19 protein-coding genes are annotated in these 15,852 nt (G+C 71.9%); 10 read left to right on the forward strand and 9 right to left on the reverse strand.

Annotated features, from left to right (window positions below; all coding sequences use genetic code 11):
- Positions 1–39: 39 nt before the first annotated feature.
- Positions 40–1,002, reverse strand: coding sequence for a hypothetical protein (locus HNR13_RS01280; protein WP_179604085.1), 963 nt, complete (start codon positions 1,000–1,002; stop codon positions 40–42).
- A 19-nt stretch (positions 1,003–1,021) separates the two neighbouring features.
- Complete coding sequence (locus tag HNR13_RS01285; RefSeq protein WP_179604086.1) at positions 1,022–2,245, reverse strand: MFS transporter; 1,224 nt, start codon at positions 2,243–2,245, stop codon at positions 1,022–1,024.
- 134 nt (positions 2,246–2,379) lie between these two features.
- Here HNR13_RS01285 and HNR13_RS01290 point away from each other — a divergent pair, with 134 nt between their 5' ends.
- Complete coding sequence (locus HNR13_RS01290) at positions 2,380–2,832, forward strand: MarR family winged helix-turn-helix transcriptional regulator (RefSeq protein ID WP_179604087.1); 453 nt, start codon at positions 2,380–2,382, stop codon at positions 2,830–2,832.
- Between the two features lie 83 nt (positions 2,833–2,915).
- A complete protein-coding gene (locus tag HNR13_RS01295; RefSeq protein ID WP_179604088.1) occupies positions 2,916–3,269 on the forward strand; it encodes a nuclear transport factor 2 family protein in 354 nt (117 codons plus the stop codon).
- Between the two features lie 33 nt (positions 3,270–3,302).
- On the opposite strand, the gene crcB is transcribed toward HNR13_RS01295, so the two are convergent.
- Positions 3,303–3,680: a fluoride efflux transporter CrcB gene (crcB, locus tag HNR13_RS01300; protein ID WP_179604089.1), complete on the reverse strand. Its 378-nt coding sequence runs from the start codon at positions 3,678–3,680 to the stop codon at positions 3,303–3,305.
- A complete protein-coding gene (locus HNR13_RS01305; RefSeq protein ID WP_179604090.1) occupies positions 3,677–4,126 on the reverse strand; it encodes a fluoride efflux transporter FluC in 450 nt (149 codons plus the stop codon). Before HNR13_RS01305 ends, crcB begins: the two co-directional genes overlap by 4 nt.
- A 175-nt stretch (positions 4,127–4,301) precedes the next feature.
- Between HNR13_RS01305 and HNR13_RS01310 the strand changes: the two genes are divergently transcribed.
- Positions 4,302–5,651 (forward strand): IS30 family transposase, encoded by a 1,350-nt coding sequence (locus HNR13_RS01310; protein WP_382314098.1) that lies wholly within the window; start codon positions 4,302–4,304, stop codon positions 5,649–5,651.
- Between the two features lie 69 nt (positions 5,652–5,720).
- Here HNR13_RS01310 and HNR13_RS01315 read toward each other — a convergent pair whose 3' ends face one another.
- Positions 5,721–6,260 carry a universal stress protein gene (locus tag HNR13_RS01315; protein ID WP_246312693.1) on the reverse strand — a complete coding sequence of 180 codons (540 nt, stop codon included), beginning with the start codon at positions 6,258–6,260 and terminating at the stop codon, positions 5,721–5,723.
- 105 nt (positions 6,261–6,365) lie between these two features.
- On the opposite strand from HNR13_RS01315, the gene HNR13_RS01320 reads away from it, so the two are divergent.
- Genes HNR13_RS01320 through HNR13_RS01340 form a run of 5 tightly spaced genes read left to right on the forward strand, consistent with a single transcriptional unit; the run spans position 6,366 to position 9,055 of the window.
- Positions 6,366–6,797 (forward strand): phage holin family protein, encoded by a 432-nt coding sequence (locus HNR13_RS01320; protein WP_179604092.1) that lies wholly within the window; start codon positions 6,366–6,368, stop codon positions 6,795–6,797.
- Entirely contained in the window at positions 6,794–6,997 is a 204-nt protein-coding gene (locus HNR13_RS21380; protein WP_246312694.1) for a hypothetical protein, read from the forward strand. Before HNR13_RS01320 ends, HNR13_RS21380 begins: the two co-directional genes overlap by 4 nt.
- Complete coding sequence (locus tag HNR13_RS01330) at positions 6,987–7,967, forward strand: YhjD/YihY/BrkB family envelope integrity protein (RefSeq protein ID WP_179604093.1); 981 nt, start codon at positions 6,987–6,989, stop codon at positions 7,965–7,967. The genes HNR13_RS21380 and HNR13_RS01330 overlap by 11 nt, the downstream gene beginning before the upstream one ends.
- Positions 7,968–7,985: 18 nt before the next feature.
- Entirely contained in the window at positions 7,986–8,384 is a 399-nt protein-coding gene (locus HNR13_RS01335) for a YciI family protein (protein ID WP_343063397.1), read from the forward strand.
- Entirely contained in the window at positions 8,381–9,055 is a 675-nt protein-coding gene (locus tag HNR13_RS01340; RefSeq protein ID WP_179604094.1) for an NUDIX domain-containing protein, read from the forward strand. The genes HNR13_RS01335 and HNR13_RS01340 overlap by 4 nt, the downstream gene beginning before the upstream one ends.
- Positions 9,056–9,078: 23 nt before the next feature.
- Here HNR13_RS01340 and HNR13_RS01345 read toward each other — a convergent pair whose 3' ends face one another.
- The gene (locus HNR13_RS01345; protein ID WP_179604095.1) at positions 9,079–9,699 is read right to left on the reverse strand and encodes a LysE family translocator; all 621 of its coding nucleotides are present in this window, start codon (positions 9,697–9,699) and stop codon (positions 9,079–9,081) included.
- Between the two features lie 82 nt (positions 9,700–9,781).
- Between HNR13_RS01345 and HNR13_RS01350 the strand changes: the two genes are divergently transcribed.
- Positions 9,782–10,237: an Lrp/AsnC family transcriptional regulator gene (locus HNR13_RS01350; RefSeq protein ID WP_179604096.1), complete on the forward strand. Its 456-nt coding sequence runs from the start codon at positions 9,782–9,784 to the stop codon at positions 10,235–10,237.
- Positions 10,238–10,528: 291 nt separating this feature from the next.
- Positions 10,529–11,704, forward strand: coding sequence for an RtcB family protein (locus HNR13_RS01355; protein ID WP_179604097.1), 1,176 nt, complete (start codon positions 10,529–10,531; stop codon positions 11,702–11,704).
- 47 nt (positions 11,705–11,751) lie between these two features.
- On the opposite strand, the gene HNR13_RS01360 is transcribed toward HNR13_RS01355, so the two are convergent.
- The 3 genes from HNR13_RS01360 to HNR13_RS01370 form a co-directional block, all read right to left on the reverse strand.
- The gene (locus HNR13_RS01360; protein ID WP_343063398.1) at positions 11,752–13,011 is read right to left on the reverse strand and encodes a hypothetical protein; all 1,260 of its coding nucleotides are present in this window, start codon (positions 13,009–13,011) and stop codon (positions 11,752–11,754) included.
- 439 nt (positions 13,012–13,450) lie between these two features.
- Positions 13,451–15,142, reverse strand: coding sequence for a hypothetical protein (locus tag HNR13_RS01365; RefSeq protein WP_343063399.1), 1,692 nt, complete (start codon positions 15,140–15,142; stop codon positions 13,451–13,453).
- Positions 15,139–15,798 carry a response regulator transcription factor gene (locus HNR13_RS01370; protein WP_343063400.1) on the reverse strand — a complete coding sequence of 220 codons (660 nt, stop codon included), beginning with the start codon at positions 15,796–15,798 and terminating at the stop codon, positions 15,139–15,141. The genes HNR13_RS01365 and HNR13_RS01370 overlap by 4 nt, the downstream gene beginning before the upstream one ends.
- Between the last annotated feature and the right edge of the window lie 54 nt (positions 15,799–15,852).

The raw sequence follows: 15,852 nt of genomic DNA on the forward strand, positions 1-15,852 counted from the left end.
CTCGGCGCGACGGCGTCGCGCGGGCAGAGCCGATCCCACTCAGTCGGGGCTGATGTCGTGATCGAAGAGAGGCGACGACGGGAGGTCGTCGTCCGCGGGCAGGCCGGCACGGCCGGTCAGCGCGGTTCCGGGCGACGCCGCAGCGGCGGCCCAGGCGGCGAACCCCGGCGCGGATCCGCCCGCGCCTCCGTTCGCCGAGTTCGTGCCGAGCGCACCGGACGGCGCCCCGGGTGACGGCAGGTCGGAGCCGCCGGGGGGAGCGCCGCCAGGCGATCCGGACGTCGTTATCGAGCTCGCAGCGGACGTGGGCGGCCCGGCGGCGCCGGATCCGGAACCGGCCGCCGCAAGAACGCCCGCGCCCGGGACGAGGAGGCCGCCCAGCGCCACAATCGACACCACGCCCGGCGCGGTCGTAGAAGGCTCGGTCACGCCGGCCACGCCTCCGCCGGACGGATCCCCGGCCGGTGGAGCAGACACGACGGCTGCGGCGAGCGGTGCGACGACCGCGTCGACCGCTCCCGCGACACCCGAGACCGCGTGATCCGCGGCGGATGCGACCGGCTCCGTCAGGTTCGCGACCGGGTGGTCGCCGAGAACGGAGCCGACGACCGGCAATGCGGCGGGAACCTGGGCCACCGGGGTCGAGGCGACGACGGTGTCCGCCGTCTGCGCGACCGGCGTCACCACGGCTTCGACCGGCGCGGCCTGCGCCACCTGCTGGACGGCCGCCGTCACGGGCTGCGTCACCTGCGCGACGACGTCGCGGACCGGCGCGGGCACAGCGGGGGCGGCCGTGGAGACCGCCGTCCCCGCGGTGTCCCCCACACCTGCGGCGACCGAAGTCACCGATGCGACCACGCCACCGAGCGGGTTCGGCGCGGGCGGCTCGGCCGCCTGGGCGGAGCCGCCGCTGAAGAGCAGCCCCAGCGCGACGATGCCGCCGCCGAGAAGAAGGGAACCGATCAGAAGCCGCGCAGGAGGGAACGCGGAGCGGCGTACCACCGGCACGTCCACCACACGATCACCCCCTGATCGTCGGCCTTCCGTTCGAGACAGGAGCGAGTGTACTCCGCTGTCTACCGGACCGGAAGCGTGGATTAAGCGCCGCCGCGGCCGCCGCGATCACGGCGAACGCGCCGAGGGTCATCGCGGCTCCGACCCACAACGGCGAGGCGAAGCCGAGGCCGGCGGCGATCGCGAGACCGCCCAGCCACGCGCCGAGGGCGTTGCCGACGTTGAACGCGGCGATGTTCGCCCCGGAGGCCAGGGTCGGCGCGTCCTCCGCCGACCGCAGCACCCGCAGCTGGAGGCCGGGAACCGTAGCGAACCCGAACGCGCCCATCAGCACGAGCGCGATCACCGCGGCGACCGGCAGCGCCGCCAGCAGGGCGAACGCCACCAGGATCGCCGCGAGGACGGCGAGCACGACCAGCAGCGTGCCGTCGACCGACCGGTCGGCGAACCGGCCGCCGACCGCGTTGCCGGCGAAGAGGCCCAGCCCGAACAGGATGAGCAGCCACGGCACCGCCGCCGCGGGGAACCCGGACAGGCCGGTCAGCGTGTAGGCGATGTAGGTGAACGCGCCGAACATCCCACCGAAGCCGAGCACCGTCGCCGTGAGCGACAGCCACAGCTGGCCGGAGCGGAACGCGCGCAGCTCGCCCCGGAGCCCGTGGTCTGCGGCGGAGTCCGCCCGCCCGGCGTCACGGGGCACCAGCAGCGCGAGCCCGATCAGGGCGAGCACTCCGATCGCCGTGATCGCCCAGAACGTCGAGCGCCAGCCCAGCTGCTGGCCGAGCAGGGTGCCGAACGGCACGCCGAGGACGTTCGCGGCCGTGAGCCCCGTGAACATGATCGCGATGGCGCGAGCCCTCCTGGCCGGGTCCACCAGGTTCGCAGCGACCACCGAGCCGATGCCGAAGAAGGCGCCGTGGCAGAGGGCGGCCAGGACCCGGCCGGTGAGCATCGTCGCGTAGTCGGGCGCCACGGCGGACACCGCGTTCCCCGCAATGAACAGCACCATCAGCCCGAGCAGCACGCCCTTGCGCGGCAGGCGCGTGACGGCCGCCGTGAGGCCGATCGCTCCGACGGCGACCGCCAGGGCGTAGCCGGAGATCAGCCAGCCGGCCGCGGCGGCGTCGACATGGAAGTCGGCGGCCACCTCCGGCAGGAGGCCGGCGATCACGAACTCGGTCAGGCCGATCCCGAATCCGCCCAGCGCGAGGGCGATCAGGCCAGCAGGCATGAGAACTCCTGAGAATGTCGGGGACGGGGAGGGCGACCGCGTACAGTAGTTAGTTGCAGACGCGCCATAAATAGTTGCACATGCAATTACTTCGCGCAACCCCGCCCGGAACCATCACGACCCGAGGAGCACACATGGGCATCGCCGACGACGCCGTCGAGGTGCGCGCGCAAGGCTGGCGCACCCTCGCCGCACTGCACAACTTCATCGAGAACGAGCTGGAGCGGGCGCTCTCCCGCGAGGCAGGACTGTCCGTCGTCGAGTACACGGTGCTCGACGCCCTCAGCCGGCAGGACGGTTGGCACATGCGCATGCAGCAGCTCGCCCGCGCCAGCGCGCTGAGCCCCTCGGCGACCACCCGGCTGGTCAACCGGCTGGAGGAGCGCGGCCTCCTCACCCGCATCGACTGCCTGGACGACCGGCGCGGTATCTACACCGAGCTCACCGCGGGCGGCCACCGCCTGCTCGACAGCGCCCGGCCGGTGCACGACGAGGCGCTGGAGGCCGCCCTCGCGGAGGCGCACCGCATCCCGGAGCTCGCCCCGCTGCTCGACGCCCTGCCGCAACTCGCCCTCGCCCGCACCTGAGCGGCCGGCGGCCGGAACGGCGCAGAGCTGCGGCCCCCTGTCAAGTCTGGTGAGTCGACCGCGGCAGGGCGTATAACGGGGGAATGGCCGACGCGATCACGACCTGGATCGACCGCTATCGCCGCGCGTGGGAGTCCAACGACCCCGACGACATCCGCGCGCTCTTCACGGAGGACGCGAGCTACCGCACGGAGCCGTTCGCCGAGCCGTGGGAGGGGCACCTCGAGATCGTCGAGGGCTGGCTGGACGCGCAGGACGACCCGGGCTCCGTCGACTTCGAGTGGCGGCTGCTCGGCCAGGACGGCTCCCAGTACTTCGTGGAGGGCGTGACCGACTACCACGACGGCCCGACCTACTCGAACCTCTGGGTCGTGGTGCTGGCGCCGGACGGCCGCGCCGAGGAGTTCACCGAGTGGTGGATGGAGCAGGAGGGCTGACCCTCCCCGCTCGGCCGTCGAGAGCCGGGATGTTCAGAGCAGGCCGCCCAGCCACAGCCCCAGCGCGGCGGCGGCGAGCGCGAGGATCAGCATCCCGACGCCGTTGAACAGCGCCGCCCGGTACCGCCGCTGCTGTGCGAGCCGCACGGTCTCGTAGCTCGCCGTGCTGAAGGTCGTGTACCCGCCGAGGAACCCGGTACCCAGGATGGCCCGCCACTCCGGCGGCAGGCCGTGGGCGAGCGCCAGCCCGGTGACGAGGCCGAGGACCAACGACCCTGTCACGTTGATGACCGTCGTGCCGAACGGGTAGCCGATCCGGAACCGGCTGCGCAGCACGCCGTCGAGCACCAGCCGGGAGACCGCTCCCAGGCCGCCCGCCACCGCCACCGCGAGCACCAGCAGCGGCGTCACCGGCCGGCTCCCGCGCGCCGCGCCCGTCGCCGGCCGAGCGCCGCGGCGGCCGCGATCCCGGCGACCGACGCCGCAGCGCCGATGAGGATGGTCGCGACCGCGTAGCCGATTCCTCCGCCCGGGTTGTGCGCGGCGAACAGCCCGTCGGTGTCGACGGCGAAGGAGCTGTAGGTCGTGTAGCCGCCGAGGATGCCGGTGCCGGCGAACAGCCGCAGGTCACGGCGCCGCCCGGCGTCCGGTCCGCGCAGGGCCAGCGCTTCCAGCAGCCAGCCGAGCACGAACGCACCCGTGACGTTGATGACCAGCGTGATGAGCGGGATGCCCGCCACGGTCGGCACGGCCGCCGACAGCAGGTAGCGCACGGTCGTGCCGATGGCTCCGCCGACGAAGACGAGCAGGACGGACCGCCAGTGCAGATGCACCGGCAACGGGGTTCTCGCGGGCAAGCGGCATCCACCCTTCACAATGAAGCGCAGGAACTAGGCGGATTCAACTGGTTGTCGCAACACCTCGATCGAGAGGTGTTCAGCGATGGTGACGGCGGATTGGAGCAAGAAGACCAGCGAAGTGCCCGTGAGTGCGCGTCGGCAGTGGCGTGCGGATCGGGCGTTGCGTCCGCCGATGCGCTCGCCCGGGCGGCCTGAGCCTTCGCGGGAGGTGCAACGGCAGTTCTGGCGTCTGATCGCGACGGGTATCACCTCCGCCGAAGCGGCGCTGACGGTGGGCGTGTCTGTGCCGGTCGGGACCCGTTGGTTTCGTCACGCTGGCGGCATGCCGCCGATCAGCCTCGCCCCGCCCACAGGTCGCTATCTGTCCTTCGAGGAACGCGAGGAGATCGCGCTTCTCCGCGCCAAGCAGCTCGGCGTGCGTGAGATCGCCCGCAGGATCGGCCGCGACCCGGGAACGATCTCCCGCGAGCTGCGCCGCAATGCCGCCACGCGCAGCGGCAAGCAGGAATACCGGGCGCTGGTGGCGCAGTGGAAGGCGCAGCAGGCGGCGAAGCGGCCGAAGAAGGCGAGGTTGGTGACCAACGCTAGGCTGCGCGAGTACGTCCAGGACCGTCTCGCCGGCAACGTCCGCCGACCCGATGGCAGCGTGGTCGTCGGCCCTGAGCCGCTGGCATGGAAGGGGCGGAACAAGCCGCATCGGCAGGACCGGCGGTGGGCGATCGCGTGGAGCCCGGAGCAGATCTCACACCGCCTGAAGGTCGACTTCCCGGATGATGAGTCCATGCGCATCAGCCACGAGGCGATCTACCAGTCGCTGTTCATCCAGGGCCGTGGCGCGCTCAAACGCGAACTCGTCACCTGCCTGCGAACCGGTCGCGCACTCCGGCAGCCACGAGCTCGAGCGCAGAACCGGCCGCAAGGGCATGTCACCGCCGATGTCGTGTTCTCCGAACGTCCTGCGGAGGCGGCGGACCGCGCCGTTCCTGGGCACTGGGAGGGGGATCTGATCATCGGAACGGGCCGATCGGCGATCGGCACTGTCGTCGAGCGCAAGAGCCGCTCGACTCTGCTGGTGCACCTGCCCCGCCTGGAGGGCTGGGGCGAGAACCCATATGTGAAGAACGGTCCTGCACTGGGAGGCTACGGCGCCGTCGCGATGAATGCTGCTCTCGTCGCGACCATGACGAAGCTTCCAGAACAGCTTCGCAAGACACTCACCTGGGATCGCGGCAAGGAGCTTTCTGCGCATGCCCAGTTCGCGCTTGAGACGGGCACGAAGGTGTTCTTCGCCGACCCCCACTCGCCCTGGCAGCGGCCGACGAACGAGAACACAAACGGGTTGCTGCGTCAATACTTCCCGAAGGGCACGGACCTCTCGCGGTGGTCGGCCGAGGACCTCGAAGCCGTCGCTCTCGCGCTCAACAACCGGCCACGGAAAAGCCTGAACTGGCGCACTCCCGCGGAAGTCTTCGAGGAACAGCTACGCTCGCTTCAACAACACGGTGTTGCAACGACCGATTGAGCCCAAGCTATCAGCGACCGTCGCGGTTCGGGCCTGCCGGCCCCGGCGAGATCCATCGCCGCCGCTCCACTATACCGGCGGGTCCTCCCACGGCAGCGTCTGGGCGCCGCTCACCGGCGCCAGCGGCACCACGATCACCGGCCGGTGCTGCCGGTGGGCCAGGTGCACCGCGACCGAGCCGTTGAAGAACTCGCGGAGGCTGCCCCGCAGTCCCGCCTCTCGCGTCCCGACCACGATGTAGCGGGCGTCCATCTCGTCGGCGAGTCGCGCGAGCGCCCATGCGGGATCGCCGGCGAGCTGCTTGAGCGAGTACGGGACGCCGCGGCCGTCCAGCGCGGCGCGGATGTCCGTCTCCAGTTCGGGGTCGAAGGTCTCGTCCTCCACCTCGGGGAGGTCGGGGTCGTACGGGAGCGCGACCACCGTGCCGTCCACGTAGCTGGAGACCAGGTAGCGGTTGGGGTCGACGTTGGCGCACACCAGCGGGACGTCGAGGTCGTCGGCGAGCCGGGCCGCCTGGTCGAGCACGACGGTCGGCTGGCCTGGGACGACGGCGACGAGCACTCCCCCGGACCCCGTGGCGCCCATCCCGCCGCTGCCGTTGCCGCTCATGCGACTAGTGTGCACCATCCGGTGGGCCACGCGGAGTCGGCACTCCCTTGGCTCGTCCACCACCGTGGGGTACGGTCGGACGCGAACCCCCAGGGAGGCCGAGGAATGACCGAGAGCAAGGCCGTGCTCCCCCGAGAGCGCCGCCGGACCACCCGCGGACTGCGGCCGCTTCCTGAGCTGACGCGCGACGCGACGGCCCAGCTGAAGCGGCTGGTCAGCGCCGAGCTGGCCCTGTTCAAGGCCGAGCTGACCGCCAAGGCGAAGGCCGCCGGCGTCGGCGTCGGGCTCCTCGTCGGCGCCCTGGTCTTCGTGTTCTTCGCGCTCGGCGTCCTGATCACCGCGGCCGTGTTCGCGTTCGCCCTGGTCGTCCCCGGCTGGCTCGCGGCGCTCATCGTCGCCGGCATCCTGATTGTCCTCGCGATCATCCTCGCCCTCATCGGCCGGGCCATGCTCAAGCGCGGAGTGCCGCCCGTCCCCGACGACCTCGGCCCCGAGCTGAAGGCGGACGCGCAGGCGCTGAAGGGAGAGCAGCCGTGACCGGCAAGGGGATGAACACGCTCAAGCTCGAGCTGGAGGAGACCCGCGACCAGCTCGCCGCGACGCTCGACGACATCTTCGCCACGTTCAACGTGCGCGTGCAGATCCGGTCGCACCCCATCGCCGCCGCGGCGGTGTACCTGACGGTGCTGGCCGGCGCGGCCGCTCTCGTGGCGCGAGGGGTCGCGCGTGGCCGCTGAGGCCTCCCTGCCCCGCCTTCCCTGGGGCTACATCCTGAAGCGCACACTGCGCAGCTTCGGCAAGGCCTCCTGCACCGACCTCGCTGCCGGGCTCACCTACTTCGGCGTGCTGTCGCTGTTCCCGGCGATGATCGCGCTCGTCAGCGTCCTCGGCCTGGTCGGGCAGAGCTCGGCGGGGATCCACGCGCTGTTCGGGATGGTCGACCAGCTCGCGCCCGGGATGCTCACGACCGTCCAGGGCCCGATCGAGGCGCTCGCGAAGTCCCCCGCGACCGGCGTCGCGCTGGTGGTCGGCATCGTGGGCGCCATCTGGTCGGCGTCCGGGTACGTCGGCGGCTTCGGCCGCGCCCTCAACCGCGTGTACGGGGTGCGGGAGGGCCGGTCCGCGTTCGCGCTGCGCCCCGTCCAGCTCGGGGTGACGATCGCGTCGCTCGTGCTCGTCGCGATCGTGGCGGTGCTGCTCGTGATCTCCGGGCCGATCCTCGAGGCCCTCGGGAACGCCCTCGGCGTCGGCGACGCCGCGAAGACGGCGTGGTCGATCCTGCGCTGGCCGGTCGTCGTGTTCGCCCTGGTGCTGCTCGTCGCGCTCCTGTACTCGGCGACGCCGAACGTACGGCAGCCGCGGTTCCGCTGGCTGACGCCCGGCGCCGTCGTCGCGATCCTGCTCCTCGGTGTCGCCTCCGCGCTGTTCGCGTTCTACGTGGCGAACTTCGGGCACTACGACAAGACCTACGGCACCCTCGCCGGGATCATCGTCTTCCTGCTGTGGATCTGGATCGCGAACGTCGTGCTCCTGCTCGGAGCGGTCTTCGACGCGGAGATCGCCCGCGCCCGGTTGATCCTCGCGGGCGTGGAGGTCGAGAAGGGCTACGACCTCCCGCTGAAGTCGGACAAGGCGATCGTGAAGTCCGACGATGCCGACGCGGCCGACATCCTGGCGGTGCGGGAGATGCGCCGGAAGCTGCGCTGACGCTGTCGAATCGGCGCCGTGCAGTTCGACGCACTGGTGACGACAGAGAGGATCATCATGGCCCAGTTCGCCATCTTCATCTACGGCAACGGTGTCGCCGGGACGCCGGAGGAGCTCGCCGAGCACGACCGCCACTCGGAGGACCTGATCCGCGACGGCTCGCTGACCGCGGCGTTCGCGCTCGCCCCGTTCACGGAGGCGACCTCCATCCGCGGCGACGGCGTGACCGACGGGCCGTACACCGAGAGCAAGGAGATCATCGCGGGCATCGGCATCGTCGAGGCCCCCGACAAGGACGCGGCGCTCGCGATCGCCCGCCGCAACCCGGCCACCTGGCAGGGCGGCGGCGTGGAGGTCCGCGAGGTGGTGGGGTTGTACATTCGGACGGGAGAGACCTCCGATACCCTCCTTCCATGAGCGGTGACGGATCCACGCAGCACGACGCACGACCCGGGCACGACGTCCCCGACAGCAGAGGGCGCACCGGGCTGCACCGCACCGGCCGTTCGGCGGCGGGCAACCCGGACGTCCGGGTGACCGACGTGGAGGTGGTCTCCGACGGCTGGCACGTGCTGCGCCGGACCACCTTCGACTACCGCGGACGCGACGGCGCCTGGGTGTCGCAATCGCGGGAGACCTACGATCGCGGCAACGGCGCCACCGTCCTGCTCTACGACCCGGAGGCGCGCACGATCCTGCTCACCCGGCAGTTCCGGTTCCCCGCCTACGTGAACGGCCACCCCGACGGGATGCTGGTGGAGGCCGCCGCCGGCCTGCTCGACGGCGACGCCCCGGAGGAGGCCATCCGCCGCGAGGCCGCCGAGGAGCTGGGCGTGCAGGTGGGCGACCTCCGGCACCTCTTCGACCTGTTCATGAGCCCGGGCTCGGTGACCGAGCGCGTCCACTTCTTCGCGGCCGAGTACCGGCCGGGCGAGATCGCGGGCGGCGGCGGTGTCGCCGAGGAGGGCGAGGAGATCGAGCCCGTCGTCGTCCCCTACGACGACGCCCTCGCGATGGTGGCTGACGGCCGGATCGCCGACGGGAAGACGGTCATCCTGCTGCAGTGGGCGGCGCTGAACCTGTTCTGACCGGCGCTCTCCTGCCTGGGCGTTCAGTGCTGCAGGAAGCGCTCCACGAGCAGGCTCACGCCGATGAGCACCATCATCGCTCCTGACAGCCTCCCCACGAGCGCCAGCGCGCGCGGCCGGGTCCGCAGCAGCCGCCGGGCGAGCAGGGCGACGAGCGTGTAGATCACGGCGATGTCCGCGAGGTGCAGCGCGCCGAGCACCAGCATCTGGGCCGCTGCCGGCATCCCGGTCGGCGAGGTGAACTGGGGCAGCAGCGCGAGCAGCAGCAGGAGCCCCTTGGGGTTGATCCCGGAGACGCCCGCACCGCGGAGGAACTGGGCGGCAGCGCTGCCGGTGATCGGCTCGCCGTGCGGACCGACCGGCTCCGCCCGCTTCACGAGGGCGGTGACCCCGAGCCAGATCAGGTAGGCCGCGCCGCCGAGCGTGAGCACGGTGAGCACGACGGGGTACTGCGTGACGAGCGTCCCGACCCCGAGCGCGACGGCCACGATCACCACGGCGTAGGCGGTCAGCATCCCGAGGATGGACGGCGCCGCGGACTTCGCGCGAACCCCGGCGCCCATGATGTACGCCCAGTCGGCGCCGGGCGTCAGCGCGAGCAGGACGGCGATCGTCCAGAACTGCGCGACGAGGACGGGATTCATGTCGCAGAAGCTACGCGATCCTTCGCGAAAGGTGCTTCGATATCTGCGGCAGAATCGCCGAATGCGCGGGAGAATAATCTGCATGGACAGCCTCGACCGGGAGATTCTCTCAACCCTCCAGCAGGACGGCCGGATCAGCGTCACCGAGCTCGCCGCGCGGGTGGGGCTGAGCCTGTCCGCGTGCCATCGCAGGGTGCGCGAACTGGAGCAGTCCGGGGTCATCGAGCACTACCGCGCGGTGGTGTCGCCGACCGCGGTCGGCCTGACGTTCGAGGCGATCGTCTTCGTGACGGTCAGCCGCACCGACCCGGACACCGTCGGGGCGTTCGAGGAGGCGGTCGTCGCCATCCCGAGCGTGATCGAGGCCGAGCGCCTCTTCGGCGACCCTGACTACATGCTGCGCATCCTCACCCCGAACCTCGCGGCCTACCAGGAGCTCTACGACGGCGAGCTCGGCGGCCTCCCGGGCATCCAGCGGATGACGTCGACACTGGTGATGAAGCGGCTGGGATCGGGGACGGCGGTGCCGTTGGGGTGAGGCCCGGTGCTGGACACGGCGCTGCGGGAGCGTGTAAGGTCTGGAATCCTGCGCCGACCGGCGCAGGGCGGCCCCACCGGACGCTCATGACGGAAGGAATCAGGATGCGGCACAACACCGACCTGAAGCGCTATCAGCGCGCCCTCCGGCAGAGTGAGCGCTCGCGGGGGCTGTAGCACCGCATCCACGGATGCCGCACAGCCCCGACCGTTCCCCGGGGCTGTCCTCTCCTCGTCTCTTCGAGGTGCGTTGGACCGTTCCGGACCACCCACGAGAAGAGACGAAAGGACAATGGAGAGAATCTCGAACCGCCTGCTGAACTGGGCCTCCCTGCTGGAGGACAGCACCAGGGACCAGGCGGTCACCACTTCGCGGATGCCGTTCATCCACCCGCACGTCGCGCTGATGCCGGACGCGCATCTGGGCCTCGGCGCGACCGTGGGCTCGGTCATCCCCACGCTCGGCGCCGTGATGCCCGCGGCTGTCGGCGTGGACATCGGCTGCGGCATGATCGCGGTCCGCACCCGGTTCACCCGTGACGACATCGCCTCGGCGCAGGCGCCGCTGTCGGTGCTGCGCGAGGCGATCGAGCGCGCCATCCCGCTCTCGGCCGGCGGCAAGAACAACCGCGTCGTCGCGACAGCGGAGCCGCGCGTCGCCGAGCTGACCCGGATGGCGGACGAGATCGGTTTCGACCCGTCCGCCTACGTGAAGGACTGGCAGCGCCAGCTCGGGTCGCTGGGCTCCGGCAACCACTTCATCGAGGTGAGCCTGGACGAGACCGACACGGTGTGGCTGTTCCTGCACTCGGGCTCCCGCGGGGTCGGGAACCGGATCGCGGGTCACCACATCGAGGTCGCTCAGGCGCTGATGGACAAGTGGTGGATCGACCTCCCCGATCGCGACCTGGCCTACCTGGTGGACGGGACGCCGGAGTTCGACGCGTACATCTCGGAGCTGCGCTGGGCGCAGCACTTCGCCCTGCTCAACCGCGAGGAGATGATGGATCGCGTCATCCGTCAGACGGCGGAGTACCTCGGCCAGGCGGTCGTGGAGGTGGAGCGGATCAACTGCCACCACAACTTCACCGAGCGCGAGCGCCACTTCGGCAAGGACGTCTGGGTGTCCCGCAAGGGCGCCATCTCGGCGCGCGAGGGACAGCTCGGACTGATCCCCGGCTCGATGGGGACGGCGTCCTACGTCGTCGCCGGGCTCGGGAACCCGCTCGCGCTGCACTCGTCGCCGCACGGCGCCGGAAGGCAGTTCTCGCGGTCCGCCGCGCGGAGGACGTTCACGATCGACCAGCTGAGGGAGGCCATGACGGGGATCGAGTTCCGGGACACGGATGCATTCCTGGACGAGATCCCGCAGGCGTACAAGCCGATCGACCAGGTGATGACCGACGCGGCCGAGCTGGTCGAGGTGCGGCACACGCTGTGCCAGCTCGTCAACGTGAAGGGCAACTGACAGCGGTCAGGTGGTCGCGTCGCTTCGGCGGCGCGGCCACTCCGCGATCACCCGTAGCGGAGCGTCGCCCCCTGGGACTTCAGGAAGTCGATGTGGACGTGGTTGCAGGTGTCGTCGAACGGCGCGAAGTTCTGCACGCTGATCGAGCCGCGGCACTCCGCCTGGCCCAGGCCGGAGCCCTTCGGGACCAGCGGGTCGAGGAGGCGGATCAGCTGGAGGGACTTGGCGTCGCCGCCGGTGAGCGCCGAGCCGTTGAGGAGGTAGAAGTCGACCGCGTGGCCGCCCCCGTCGGCGTAGTGGGCGGAGTCGGTGCCCGCGCCCTCGATCTGGCCGGTGCACCTGCGGTTGATGTCGCTGACGCCGACCTGGCTGAAGTTGTCCAGCGCGACCGAGATGGCCTGCAGCACGCGGTAGTCGACGCCGCAGTTCGGCACGACCTTGCCCTCGGCCAGGTTCGCGATCTCGGGGATGTGGTCCGGAGTGGAGCCGACCAGGCGGCCCGCTGCGACGGCGCCCATCAGCTGCACGGCGAGGGCCTGCACGGTGGGCGAGACGGCGTTGTTAGTGGTGGAGTCGAGCGCCTGCGGGCTCTCGGCGATGCCGAGGCCGTCGCGGGAGACGACCTGCGCCGTGGCGTTGCCGCCGGTCAGCGTCTGGACGGCGAGCGCCGTGCGGGCGGCGCCGGCGACCGAGGCCTCGCCCGTGGTCGCGTAGGCCGGAAGAGAGGCGGTGCCGAAGAACGCGGTGAGCGCGACGAGCACGAAGAGGTGGAAGCCGCGACGGCGACGGCTCTCGGTGTGGAGCTTGCGGTAGATGCCCCGGCGCGGGTGCTTGGGGTTCGCGGGATCGGCGACCGACGGGCCGGCGGACACCAGCGCGCCGGGCACGGCCGACTGCTGGGCGATGGCGGCGCGGCGCTCGGCGCGCGAGGGGCGGGTCGGCTTGACGACGACGCGCTCGCGGACGACCCGCTTCTTCTTCCGCGGTGCCGTGTGCGGCTCGATGGCGGAGCGCTGGGCGGCAGGGCTCGGGGCGGCCGGGCTCACGGGAGCGGGGCTCTCGCTGAACAGCGACTCGAGAGTCTGGCCCGCGGCGGCCGGCGCTGCGGCCTGGGACGCGACCGCCTGCGGCTTCGCCGCGGCCGGCTTGCGGCGGGACTGCGCCCGCTCCGCCTCCAGCGCGGCACGGCGGCTCAGCGGAGCCGGCGCGGCGGGAGCGGCGGGGACGACCGGCGCGGGCGGCACCAGCGACTCGGCCCGGGTGAAGTCCGTGATCGGGTCGGCGACCGCCTGCGTCTGCTCGTCCACGTCGAGTACGACGGGTCCCCGAAGGCTGCGGCGAGACCGCAGAGGGGCAGAGGACTCGGGCAAGCTGGCCTTCCTGGGGACGAACGGGAGCAGCCTGGGACGGTGGCGTCCGGACGTCGCGGGGGGACGACGTTTCAGGCGTACCCGATCATTCTTATCAAATTTCCGCTGGACGTTCTATCAATGCAGACGAATAGATCCGGCGAATTCGCACGAAGGCCGTCTAGCGCACGAGCGCGGAGAGACGAGCGGGCGATCGGCGAGACCCGCGGAAAACCGGGGGCGGGGCGCATCCCGCGCGTTCGGGTCGCGCGGCTACACCCCGTCCCGGATGCGGTCGGATGCGGGGTCCGATCATCCCGACCGTAACCCTTCGAGTCCGCTCAGGACGCCGGAGGTACGGCTGCTACGACTGCCGGCGCGACGCTCCCGCGGGACGCTACGGGATCGCCACCGCGAGCTCGACCCGGCCCGCGACTTCGCGCAGCGCGACGTCGCCGCGCTCGGCCAGCTGCCGGAGCCCGATGCCCGGCTGCGCGCTCGACAGCGCACCGCCCGAGACGACGACGACCGACACGCCGCTGCCCGTCTCCGGGAGCACCTCCAGCGTGACCTCGGAGCCGTCGCCGTGCCGCACCGCGTTCGCCAGACCCTCCGAGATCGCGTCCACGACGGCCTCCGCGCGGCCCGGCTCGCGGAGCCGCTCCCACACGCTGTCGCCGAACGAGGAGCGCAGCGGGATGGCGGAGCCCCAGCTCTCGACCAGCACCGCGATCCGGTCGGCGGGGTCCGGTTCGCTGCGCGGCGCGCTCAGCTCTGCACGGATGTGGGAGACCACCTCGCGGACGCCGTCGGAGGCGTCGTCGCCGGTCCCGGCGCCGAGCGCGAGGGCCGCGGCGATCAGCTCCGACTGGACGCCGGAGTGCAGGAGGCGCGCCAGCCCCGCGCGCTCGCGGTCCAGCGCTTCGCGGCCGGCCGCGGCCTCCCGGACGTTCGCCTGCAGGGCCGCCTCGAGCTCGGCCTGATCCCGCCGGACGCGCGCGGACAGCGACGTGACGAGGGCCGCGCCGAAGCCGACGGCCGGGTAGGTCACGGCCTCGACCCACGCCAGATCGGGGTCGCCGCCGAGAGCCTGGACCACGAGCGTGGTGGTCAGGGCCAGGAGTACGCCGATGGCTCCGTACCCGAGCAGGAGCACGGGCGCCCGCAGCGCGGGCCGGATGCTCCGGACGAGGTGGTCCAGCCCGACGTTCCCCGCCCAGACGACCGCGAACCCGCAGACGAGCGGAGCCAGGCAGAACAGGAACCCGTACTGGGCGACGCCGAACGGGGTCATCAGCACCGCGAACAGGAGGGCGAGCGGCAGCGCGGGGGCCGTCCGCATGCCGAGCAGGACGGAGCCGACCCAGTCGAGCCGGCGCACAGGGCCCTCCGTGCTGCTCTCCTCCGGAAGGGCGACCTCGTCGGAGTACAGGCGGTGACTCGCCGGCCGGACGACCTCCTGGGCCAGGTCGCGGAGCAGCCGGGCGGCGTCGGCGGGCCGGATGCCGTGCGCCGCGGCCGCCGCCGTTGCGTCGTCGAGCTGCTCCAGCACGGTCTCGACGACCGAGCAGCGGAGTGCGGCGATGCGCTCCGCCGTCCGCTCGGCGTCGCGCGCGGACGCACGCTGCGCTGCGCGCAGGCGCCGGTAGACCCCGAGGTGGTCGCGCACCAGGTCGACCGCCGCCGCGATCAGCGAGAGCATCGCGATGGTCGTGACGACGTTGATGAAGATCCTGCTGACGAGGTCGCCCGCCGCGACCGGGATGCCGAGCACCCGGCCCGAGGCGAGGAACAGCAGCGGCCGCAGCAGCCCGATCGCGGCGAACACCAGGAAGACCACCGGCACGCGCACCCGGTGCGGCGTCACGCGGAGCACCGCCCAGCCGGCCAGCATCGTCGCTCCGACCGCCGCGTGCTCCAGCGCGCCGACCGCGGCGACCGCCCACGGGCCTCCGCTGATGTACTGCAGCCCGGACATCACGGTGACGGCGAACGGGAGAGTCACCAGCCAGGACCACCAGGTCAGCGCCGACGGCCCGGTCGCCCGGACCACGGCACGTCGCATCCAGGGGGCGACCGCAGGCGTCACAAGCCCGCCTCCGGGTCCCCGAAGGTCGCGGTGTAGAGGGTCGCGGCCGCCACCCGCGGCGCGATGCCGTCGTCACCGGTGAGCCCGAGCGCCTGGAAGACCCGCTCGACGCTCTTCTCGACTGCGCGCACGGAGACGCCGCGGCGCCGTGCGATCTCGGCGTTGGTGAGCCCGGCGGCGAGCAGCCGGGTCGTCTCCCGCTGCGCCGGGCTGAGCCGGAGCAGGGCGCCCTGCGCTCCGCTGGCGCCGGAGAGGTGCTCGACGGGGCGGTCTGCGAGGACCGCCTCCGCGGCGTCGACCAGCTCGGCGACGGAGCCGATCGCTCCCTTGTTGACGAACGAGGCGCCCTCGACCGTGTCCCGCGCCTGCGCGGCGGCGGCCTCCCGCGACAGGTTGCTCAGGAACATCACCGCGATGTGCGGCGCCCGTTCGCGCAGGATGGTCGCGAGCTCGACGCCGTTCGGGCGCGACCCCAGGTCGATGTCGGTCACCAGCAGGTCGGGGTCGGCGGAGTCGACGAGGCGCAGCGCCTCGACCGCTGAGGGGGCCGTGCTGATCTCGAAGCCGCGCTGCGCGAAGGCGTCGGCGACGAGCGAGCGCATCAGGGCGTGGTCTTCGACCACCAGGACCCGCCTCCGCCACGTACCGACCGCCACGCTGGAAAGGATAACCGGGCGGAAGGAATGCTTCCGCCCGGTCGCGCGCCCCCA

Origin of the sequence: Leifsonia shinshuensis, assembly GCF_013410375.1 — a bacterium.
Lineage (GTDB): Bacteria > Actinomycetota > Actinomycetes > Actinomycetales > Microbacteriaceae > Leifsonia > Leifsonia shinshuensis.

Excerpts from the sequence above, each read along its gene's own strand:
- HNR13_RS01320 (WP_179604092.1), top strand. The coding sequence starts at position 6,366 with ATGACCGAGAGCAAGGCCGTGCTCCCCCGAGAGCGCCGCCGGACCACC.
- HNR13_RS01340 (WP_179604094.1), top strand. The coding sequence starts at position 8,381 with ATGAGCGGTGACGGATCCACGCAGCACGACGCACGACCCGGGCACGAC.
- HNR13_RS01295 (WP_179604088.1), top strand. The coding sequence starts at position 2,916 with ATGGCCGACGCGATCACGACCTGGATCGACCGCTATCGCCGCGCGTGG.
- HNR13_RS01350 (WP_179604096.1), top strand. The coding sequence starts at position 9,782 with ATGGACAGCCTCGACCGGGAGATTCTCTCAACCCTCCAGCAGGACGGC.
- HNR13_RS01290 (WP_179604087.1), top strand. The coding sequence starts at position 2,380 with ATGGGCATCGCCGACGACGCCGTCGAGGTGCGCGCGCAAGGCTGGCGC.
- HNR13_RS01355 (WP_179604097.1), top strand. The coding sequence starts at position 10,529 with ATGGAGAGAATCTCGAACCGCCTGCTGAACTGGGCCTCCCTGCTGGAG.
- HNR13_RS01310 (WP_382314098.1), top strand. The coding sequence starts at position 4,302 with ATGCGCTCGCCCGGGCGGCCTGAGCCTTCGCGGGAGGTGCAACGGCAG.
- HNR13_RS01285 (WP_179604086.1), bottom strand. The coding sequence starts at position 2,245 with ATGCCTGCTGGCCTGATCGCCCTCGCGCTGGGCGGATTCGGGATCGGC.
- HNR13_RS01315 (WP_246312693.1), bottom strand. The coding sequence starts at position 6,260 with ATGAGCGGCAACGGCAGCGGCGGGATGGGCGCCACGGGGTCCGGGGGA.
- HNR13_RS01345 (WP_179604095.1), bottom strand. The coding sequence starts at position 9,699 with ATGAATCCCGTCCTCGTCGCGCAGTTCTGGACGATCGCCGTCCTGCTC.